The 8,174-nt window shown below is 73.2% G+C and carries 12 protein-coding genes; 6 read left to right on the top strand and 6 right to left on the bottom strand.

Going from position 1 to position 8,174, the window contains the following annotated elements:
- Positions 1 to 105: 105 nt before the first annotated feature.
- The 5 genes from ACFYVR_RS11500 to ACFYVR_RS11480 are packed head-to-tail and all read right to left on the bottom strand — an operon-like array spanning position 106 to position 2,599.
- On the bottom strand, positions 106 to 666 hold the full coding sequence (locus ACFYVR_RS11500; RefSeq protein WP_387472875.1) for a hypothetical protein: 561 nt from the start codon (positions 664 to 666) through the stop codon (positions 106 to 108).
- The gene (locus tag ACFYVR_RS11495) at positions 663 to 1,631 is read right to left on the bottom strand and encodes an Asp23/Gls24 family envelope stress response protein (protein ID WP_387472873.1); all 969 of its coding nucleotides are present in this window, start codon (positions 1,629 to 1,631) and stop codon (positions 663 to 665) included. The genes ACFYVR_RS11500 and ACFYVR_RS11495 overlap by 4 nt, the downstream gene beginning before the upstream one ends.
- Entirely contained in the window at positions 1,624 to 1,803 is a 180-nt protein-coding gene (locus tag ACFYVR_RS11490; protein ID WP_387472871.1) for a DUF2273 domain-containing protein, read from the bottom strand. The genes ACFYVR_RS11495 and ACFYVR_RS11490 overlap by 8 nt, the downstream gene beginning before the upstream one ends.
- Positions 1,800 to 2,156, bottom strand: a complete 357-nt coding sequence (locus ACFYVR_RS11485) for a hypothetical protein (RefSeq protein WP_387472869.1) — start codon at positions 2,154 to 2,156, stop codon at positions 1,800 to 1,802. Before ACFYVR_RS11485 ends, ACFYVR_RS11490 begins: the two co-directional genes overlap by 4 nt.
- A gap of 11 nt (positions 2,157 to 2,167) precedes the next feature.
- On the bottom strand, positions 2,168 to 2,599 hold the full coding sequence (locus ACFYVR_RS11480) for an Asp23/Gls24 family envelope stress response protein (protein WP_387473125.1): 432 nt from the start codon (positions 2,597 to 2,599) through the stop codon (positions 2,168 to 2,170).
- Positions 2,600 to 2,752: 153 nt separating this feature from the next.
- Here ACFYVR_RS11480 and ACFYVR_RS11475 point away from each other — a divergent pair, with 153 nt between their 5' ends.
- From ACFYVR_RS11475 to ACFYVR_RS11450, 6 genes are all read left to right on the top strand, one after another.
- Entirely contained in the window at positions 2,753 to 3,292 is a 540-nt protein-coding gene (locus ACFYVR_RS11475) for a mammalian cell entry protein (RefSeq protein ID WP_387472867.1), read from the top strand.
- Positions 3,289 to 3,777: a twin-arginine translocation pathway signal gene (locus ACFYVR_RS11470; RefSeq protein ID WP_387472865.1), complete on the top strand. Its 489-nt coding sequence runs from the start codon at positions 3,289 to 3,291 to the stop codon at positions 3,775 to 3,777. Before ACFYVR_RS11475 ends, ACFYVR_RS11470 begins: the two co-directional genes overlap by 4 nt.
- A gap of 93 nt (positions 3,778 to 3,870) precedes the next feature.
- A complete protein-coding gene (locus tag ACFYVR_RS11465) occupies positions 3,871 to 5,073 on the top strand; it encodes an NAD(P)/FAD-dependent oxidoreductase (protein WP_387472863.1) in 1,203 nt (400 codons plus the stop codon).
- Between the two features lie 50 nt (positions 5,074 to 5,123).
- Positions 5,124 to 5,564, top strand: coding sequence for a Zn-ribbon domain-containing OB-fold protein (locus tag ACFYVR_RS11460; RefSeq protein WP_387472861.1), 441 nt, complete (start codon positions 5,124 to 5,126; stop codon positions 5,562 to 5,564).
- Positions 5,561 to 6,658, top strand: a complete 1,098-nt coding sequence (locus tag ACFYVR_RS11455) for a hypothetical protein (RefSeq protein ID WP_387472859.1) — start codon at positions 5,561 to 5,563, stop codon at positions 6,656 to 6,658. Before ACFYVR_RS11460 ends, ACFYVR_RS11455 begins: the two co-directional genes overlap by 4 nt.
- 144 nt (positions 6,659 to 6,802) lie before the next feature.
- A complete protein-coding gene (locus ACFYVR_RS11450; RefSeq protein ID WP_387472857.1) occupies positions 6,803 to 7,567 on the top strand; it encodes a glutamate racemase in 765 nt (254 codons plus the stop codon).
- A gap of 1 nt (position 7,568) precedes the next feature.
- Here the strand turns inward: ACFYVR_RS11450 and ACFYVR_RS11445 are convergent, their stop codons facing one another.
- The gene (locus ACFYVR_RS11445) at positions 7,569 to 8,171 is read right to left on the bottom strand and encodes a helix-turn-helix domain-containing protein (protein ID WP_387472855.1); all 603 of its coding nucleotides are present in this window, start codon (positions 8,169 to 8,171) and stop codon (positions 7,569 to 7,571) included.
- Between the last annotated feature and the right edge of the window lie 3 nt (positions 8,172 to 8,174).

Genomic DNA, 8,174 nt, shown 5'->3' with positions numbered 1-8,174 from the left:
GCTTGGGTTTTGTTGTTTTTCAGGCACCCCTCGTTCGGGGGGTGGGGGGGGGGGGGGGTGGGGGCCCGGGCCCCGCCCCCCCCCCCCCCCCCCCACCACTGGCCGTCAGGCCGGGTCGAGGTGCAGCAGGACCTGGGTGGCGACCGGTGCGCCGGGGAGAGCGGCGGCCATCGAGCGGGCCAGGGCCTCGGCGTTGCGGGTGAAGTCCGCGACGTCGATGGACGGATCCGCGACCACCGTCACCCGCAGCGTCGCGAGCCCGCGGTCGTCGAGCGCTGTCGACCGGACGGTCCGGACACCGTCGAGCGCCGACAGTTCGGCGGCCAGGCCGTGCGCCAGGGGGCCGAGGTCGACGGACAGGTCGGCGCCGGTGTTCTCGGGAGGTCCGGGGAAGACCGGCATGGTCGAGGTCCGGCCGCGACGCAGGTTGATCAGGAGCAGGGCCGACCCGGCCAGCAGCGCGACGACGGCCGTCACGGCGAGGACGGTCGGCCACCAGCGCTGATCGGGGACCGCGGTGATCGCGGCCCGGTCGAGCCGGTGCACGACGTTCCGTGCCGCCGTTACGCCCAGTGCCCAGGTCAGGGCGAGCGCGGCCCCGGCGAGCAGGACACAGCCGGCGGTCAGCACCACGAGGCGGTCGACGACGGAGGTGCGGCGCCTCATGACTTGACCCGGCCGATCCGGATGCGGAGTTCGCGCGGGGAGGCGAGGGTGCCGAGCCCCGGCGCGACGGCGTCCCGCACGTAGGCCTCGAGATCATCCGCGGCGACCTCACCGTTCGGGGTGACGTGGACGGTGGCCCGTCGCCGGTCGACGGTGGTGTGCACGGTGCCGACTCCGCCGACGCCGCCGGCGTGGGCGCTGCACATTCGGGCGACGTCGGTGGGTCGCAGCCACACGATCGGGGCGTCGGCGGCCCCGACGGGAACATGGGTCCGTGTGCGAGGGGAGAGCGAGATGTAGACGAGCACGGCCCCGATGACCGCCGCGACGATCGCGACCGCACCCATCCACGTCTGCCAGTGCAGATCCGCGACCCACCGGACCGAGTTCCGGAGCCATGCCGCGGGCGCGATGACCTCCTTGGCGATCAGATACTCGCGGCCCGCCAGGACCGCGACGGCGAGGAGTCCCATGGCGAGGATCAGTGCGACGAGTGCGGCGCCCGGCCGGGCCAGTGGGGGGCGTGCCGCGATCGGCGCCACGGACTCGGGGCAGCCCGCGGTCAGCCGGCGGGCGTCGGCGTCGTCGGTGCGCGGCACGGCGGCAGCGACCACGATGTGCAGCATCTCGACGGGTAGCCCGGTCATGGTCTCGACCCGTTCGGCGACGGCTAGGTGCACCTCCTGCGAGAGCACCGCGACCGGGGAGGGCCACGCGACGGCGAGGTACAGGGCGATCGCGACGGAGTCGGGGCCGAGGGTGACCTCCGCCCGGGGCAGGTCGCGTCCGGGCAGTTTCAGCAGCCCGCCGGACTGACGGACGACACCGGGGACGGACAGTGCCGCGGCGACGGCGATCTTGGAGATCGCCCGGTCCTTGACCGTGAGCCGGCCGCGGGCTCCGCGTTCGAGGTCGAGTTCGCTGTGCTCCGCGGTGGCCTGACCGCCGGGTCTCGCGTCAGCCACGGCCCCGGCTCCGCAGCAGCGCGCCGAGGTCGACGTGGCCGTCGCGGTGTGCCCCGATCGCCATGCCGATGCCGCCGAGCATCACCGCGAAGACGAATCCGGCGAAACCGCCGAGGATGCCCGCGAGGGCGAGGAGGAGTCCGGCGAGCAGGCCGACGACCGTGTTGTTCATCGCGCTCTCCCTTCGGCCGGTTCCGGGGTGGGTGCGTCCCCGACCACGCCGACGTCCTCGACGGTGACGGTGACGGGAACGCCGATCAGCGGGGCGACCGCGCGGTGCACCCGCTCGGCGACGTCGACGACGTTGTTCGGATAGGCGACGACGATGTGCACGGCGCAGCCGGTGTCGGTCAGCGCGACCCCGGTCAGCCGGCGACCGGGGAGGTAGGTGGCGACCTCACCGAACATGCCCCCGTGCAGTTCGGCGACACCGGGGACACTCAGGACGCGCTCGGCCACCCGCTCGGCGTCGGTTCCGTGGGTGCTCGGGCGGCGGGTCTGCTGGTGCACTGCCGGCTCGGTCACTGGACCCTCGCTCACTGCACCCTCGGGCGGGTGTCGGTCTCGCCGGTCGCGGCGTTCTCGTCGAACAGGACGACGTCGTAGACGGTGATGTTCACTTCGGTGACCTCGAGTCCGGTCATCCGTTCGACGGCGGCGATCACGTTGCGCCGGATGCCCGCGGCCAGTTCGTGCAGTGCGACGCCGTACTCGGCGACGATCCCGATGTCGATGGCGGCCTGCTTCTCGCCGACCTCGACGGCGACGCCCTGACCGTGGTTCACCCGCGCACCGGGGATGCGGTCCCGCAGCGCGCCGACGACCCGTGCGGTGCCGCCGCCGACGTCGAACACCCCGCTGATCTCCCGGGTGGCGATGCCTGCGATCTTCGCGACGACCGCGTCCGCGATGATCGTGCGGCCCTGCGAGCCGACGAGTTCGGGTGACGCCGCCGACGCGAACTGCACGAGGCCGTACTCGGGTTGCCGCGCGGCCGTCTCGCCGCGGCCGGGTTCAGTGGTCACATCCTCAACACTAGTGAGTGCGGAGAAGCTGCGTCGGCTGTGAAGCGGATCACCTACGGTGGAGCGCGCATCGACGGTCGTAGGGAGGGGCGCGGCATGGGGGACACCGGGACGGGGGACGGCGCTGCGGCGGCGCGGCCACGGGTCCGGGGAGCGGCACGCCGCCGTCTCGTCGTGCGCGCGCTGCTCGCTCTGTGCCTCGTCCTCGCGGTGGTGTGCGGAGCGCTGACTTGGCAGTACCGTCAGGCCGAGGCGCGGGAGTCGGCGCAGCAGGGGGCACTCGACGCAGCTCGCGGCACCGCGCTGAACCTCGCCACCATCGACCACACCACCGCGCAGCGGGATGTCCAGCGAGTGCTCGACGGCGCCACCGGCCAGTTCCGTGACGACTTCGCGGCGAGCGCGGAGTCGTTCGTGGCCGTCGTCGAGGACACCGAGGTCTCGACGGTCGGTCGCAGTGCCGACGCCGGGATCGAGTCGTGGGCCGGCGACCGGGGGACGGTGCTCGTCCAGGTGGCGTCGACGGTGACCAACCGGTCGGAGCCGCAGGAGCGGTCGCGGATGTGGCGGCTGCGGATGTCGATGGAGAAGGTCGACGGCGCCTACCGGACGGCGACCCTGGAGTACCTGCCGTGAGGCGGTCGGGACTGCTGACGTGGCTGCTCGCCGCCCTGGCGGTGGTGCTGGCCGGGCTCGCCGCCCTGCTGTTCGTGCGGGCAGACCGCGCTGCCGAGCAGGTGAGCGACGCGGCCCGCGACGAGGTGGCGCGGGCGGCGGCGGACACCGCCGTCGCCCTGCTCACCTACACGCCCGAGACGGTTGCCGCCGACCAGTACGCGGCGGCGCAGCGGTTGACCGGCGACTTCCGGGAGCGGTACGGGACGCTCACCGACGAGATCCTCGTCCCGACGGCTCGTGACCGGAAGGTCACCTCCACGGCGTCCGTCACCGGGACCGGTGTGTCGCGCCTCGACGGGGACCGGGCCGACGCGCTGGTCTTCCTGACCCAGGTGACCAGCACGGAAGCGGCGCCTGCCCCGGTGTCGGTGCCGGTCGGCGCGCGGGTGGGCCTGACCCGGGTCGGCGATTCGTGGCTGGTCTCCGGCTTCGAGACGCACTGACCCTGGCGCAACTGTAGTTTGACTTGGTTTGATATGACTTGTGTCACGACCGTTGTGGTCGCGTGATGTGAGTATCGAGAGGGTGATCGCACGGTGAGTTCCGGACGGATCGTGATCGTGGGAGCTGGTCTGGGTGGTCTGCGGACCGCCGAGGAACTTCGCCGGGCCGGTTACGAGGGTGGGATCACCCTGGTCGGGGAGGAGACGCACCTGCCCTACGACCGGCCTCCGCTGTCGAAGAACGTCGTCCGCGGCGAAACCGACGACGTGACCCTCAAGCCTGCCGAGTACTACGACGAGATCAGTGTGGACCTGCGGCTCGGTGTCGCGGCCACGGCGCTCGACACCGCGGCCCGCACGGTCACCCTCGCGGACGGCGCGTCGATCGACTACGACCACCTCGTGATCGCGACGGGCCTGACGCCTCGCCGGATCCCCGGCCTGCCCGAGCTCGACGGCGTACACGTGGTGCGGACGCTCGAGGACGCGCGGAAGCTACGTGAGGACCTGGTTCCCGGTCGCACCGCCCTGGTCGTCGGCGCCGGGTTCATCGGCTGCGAGGTTGCCGCGAGCATGCGCGCCCGCGGCCTGGACGTGGTCCTGATCGAGCCGCAGCCGACCCCGCTGGCGTCGGTGCTGGGCCAGCAGGTCGGCGCCCTGGTCGCGCGGCTGCACACCGACGAGGGCGTCGACGTGCGCACCGGTGTCGGGCTGACCGCACTGGTCGGGGACGGCCGGGTGACCGGCGCGGTCCTCGCCGACGGCTCCGAGCTGGCGGTGGACCTGGTCGTCGTCGGAATCGGCTCGAACCCGGTCACCGGATGGCTGGACGGTTCCGCGGTCGCCCTCGCCGAGCGCACGGCGGGCGGTGGTGTGCTGGCCGACGAGACCGGTCGCACCAGCGACCCGAACGTGTGGGTGGTCGGCGACGTCGCCGCGTGGCGGCAGTCCGGTGGCGAGCAGCGCCGGGTCGAGCACTGGAGCAGTGTCGGCGAGCAGGCGAAGGTGCTCGCGCACACGCTGGTCGTCGGCGCCGCACCCGATGCGCCGGCACAGGTGGCGTACTTCTGGAGCGACCAGTACGACGTGAAGATCCAGGCGCTCGGTGAGCCGTCGCACACCGACACCGTGCACGTTGTCCGGGACGACGGCCGCAAGTTCCTCGCCCTCTACGAGCGTGACGGGCGTCTGGCGGCCGTGGTCGGCTGCGGTGTCGCCGGTCAGGTGATGAAGCTGCGGGCGAAGGTCGCGGGCGAGGTCCCGATCGACGAGGTCCTCGAGGCCGCTCGCGTCTAGGGCCTGCCGAACCCGCCTCCGCGGGGCGTCCGGGCGGCTACCGTGAACGCATGGTGCACGGTCGGCGTGCGCTCCCCGAACTGACGGAACTGACCGCGACGCACTGGACGTCGGGCGGGTCCGGGATGCTGTCGGTGCAGCGTTGCCTGCGCTGCCGCCGGTGGTCCTTCCCGCCCTCGCCGTGCTGTCGGTACTGCTGGTGCACCGACCTGGCGTTCGAGCCGGTCACCGGGAAGGGTGTCCTGGTGTCGTGGTCCAGGGTCGACGAGCCGGTCGGGTCGGCGTCCACACCGCCGAACCTCGTCGGGGTGGTGAATCTCGAGGAGGGCGTGCGGCTGCTGCTCGGACTGGTCGAGGCCGGGCCCGACGATCTGCGGGTCGGGGCGCCGGTGTGCCTGGTGTTCGAACAGATCGACGACCGGATCTGGTTGCCGCTGGCGGAGATCGAGGAGTCCGACCTGTTCGACGACCGGATCGAGGCGGTCTCGTGAGCGGCGGCCGGAGGGTCGAGGTCACCGGTGTCGCGAGAACGCCGGTCCGGGACGCGGGGGTGCTCGAGGCGGCCGTGGCCGCGGTACGGGCCGCGCTCCGGGACGCGGGCGTGCCGGGTTCCGAGGTCGACGGCGTCCTCGCCAGCGGACCCTCCGCGGTCGACGTGGCCGACGCGCTCGGTTTCGAATTGAGCTGGCGCGTGGACGAATCGGACCGGGAAGCCGTGGGTGCGGCGCTCGTCGGTGCGGTGGACGTGGTGGCCGCGGGCCGGGTCCGGCACCTGGTGTGTGTCGAGGCGTTCCGAGCGGCGCCCCGAACGCGTCGGCCCGGCCGGTTCGGACCGGCGGCCCCCGTGGGCGGCCGGGCGAGCTGGCACGCCCCGTACGGCGCGGACGACGGCGTCGTCGTCGCGGCCCTCGCCGCGCGCGCCTACACCGAGCGATACGGCCTGACCCGTGCGGAACTGGCGCAGATCGCGCTGGTCGCGTCCGCCAACACCGGAGGCGGACTTCGGTTGCGGGACTACCTGACCGCGCCGATGGTGGCCGACCCGCTGTGCGTGTACGACCGCGCCGCGCAGGCGGGCGGCGCGGCGGCGGTCGTGCTCGGTGCTCCGGAGGTCACCGACGACCGGGGCCGGTCGATCGAGATCGCGGGCGTCGGCGCCGCCTACGCCGTCAGCCCGCTGTGGGAGCAGGAATCGGCCCGGTCCGATGGTCCGGTCGAGCGCGCGGGTGCCGGTCTGCTGGCCCGGTCCGGCCACACCGATCGGGACGTCGACGTGGTGTTGCTGGGCGACGAGTACGCGTCCGCGGTGTTGCCGTGGTTGGAGGCGTTCGGTTTCTGCGGGCCGGGACTGGCGGGGGGATTCGTGGCGACCGGCAGGCGCATCTCCCGCGACGGGCCCGTGCCGGTGAACCCGCACGGTGGGCACCTCGGGCTGGGACGGCGTCCGGACCTGGACCTGATGGTCGAGGCGGTGCAGCAGGTGCGCGGCGAGGCCGGCGCGTCGCAGCTGCCCGGACCGCGGCGGGTCGCCGTCGTCGGTCTCGCCGGCCCGACGGCCGCGGGGTGCGTGCTGTTGCGTCGGTGACCGGCGGCCCCGTCCCGCGGTCGTCGGTCGCTGCTCGATATCCTCGACGGGTTGTGGGACTCGGCGAACGGACGGAGTGGTGGTGGACGGTTCGGACCTCGCGGGCGCACCGATGACCGCTGCCACCGGAACCGGGGCGTCCCGGTGACCGTCGCGCTGATCGACTCCGGCCTCGGCCTGCTGCCCACGTCGGCGTGGCTGCGCCGGCTGCGACCCGAACTCGACCTGCTGTTGTCGCTGGACCCGGATGGCGCCCCCTGGGGCCCGAAACCGGCGGAGTGGGTGACGGACCGGGTGCTCGCCGCGGTGGACCGTGTTGTCGGACTGGGGGCCGAGGTGGTCGTGTTGCCGTGCAACACCGCCAGCGTCACCGCGCTGGACGAGGTGCGGGCCCACCTCGGGGACGCGATCCCGGTGATCGGGACCGTGCCGGCGATCAAGCCCGCGGCCGCGGCGTCCCGGTCGGTCGCGATCTGGGCGACCGCCGCCACGACTGCGAGTGCGTACCAGGCGGATCTGATCGCCCGGTTCGGCAACGGAGCCGACGTCGTCGGGGTCGCGTGCCACGGTCTGGCCGACGCCATCGACGTCGGGGACGCCGAGTCGGTCCGCGCCGCGATCGACGCCGCCGTCGCGGGTACCCCGGGGGACTGTGACGCGGTGGTCCTCGGCTGCACGCACTATCCGCTCGTCGCCGACGAGATCACGGCGAGGCTGCCCGCCGGGGTGACGCTGTTCGACAGCGCACCGGCGGTCGCGGCCCAGACCCTGCGCCGGATCGACCGACTCGGCCGCGAACTGCGGGGGAGTGGGTCGGTCTCGGTGCTGCTCAGCGGCCGCCCCGGCGGGTTACCGGCGAGTGCGCTGTCGTACCGGGCCGGCCGGGAACTCGCCGCGCCCGCGAGGTAGGTCACGGCGTCGACAGCGCGCCGAGGCCCGCGGTCACGACCCGCGCGACACCGCGTAGGTCCTCGATCCGGTCGTCGCGTTCGCGGAACCGGTCGATGTGGGCGGCCGACAGCATGGCAGCCACCCACGCGGTGGCGCACGAGTCCAGGACACGTGCGGGCGCGGTCAGGGGAGCGCTCGCCCGCAGCACCTCGACGGTGACGTTCTGCAGGTAGGCGCGCAGTGTCCGCAGGTGTTCGCGGGCGGCGGGGTGGGTGTCGGCCTCGCGCCACAGGATCGTCCGCATCGCGCGCCGGCCGCCCCGGTCGAGAGCGGCGTCGAGATTGACCAGTGCCGTCGCCGGTTCGCCCGTGACTGCGAGCCCGGCCACGTCGTCGAGGGGTTCGGTGGACGGACGTTCGGCGATCAGGGTGGTGAGAATCGACTCCTTGGTCGGAAAGTAGTAGAAGACAAGTCCTTTCGGTACTTCGGCCCGCGTCGCGATCGCGGCGGTCGGGGTGGCGTCGAACCCCCTCGCGGCGAAGAGATCCTCGGCGGCGTCGAGGATCCGTTTCCGGGACTCACCGTCAGCGCCGGACGTTCGGCGTCGGTGTCGCGCCGGCATGGC

The sequence above is a fragment of the Rhodococcus sp. NPDC003318 genome (genome assembly GCF_042879035.1).
Taxonomy (GTDB): domain Bacteria; phylum Actinomycetota; class Actinomycetes; order Mycobacteriales; family Mycobacteriaceae; genus Rhodococcus_G.
The sequence above is the reverse complement of the archived record's forward strand: the minus strand, read 5'-3'. Positions and strand labels throughout refer to the sequence as shown.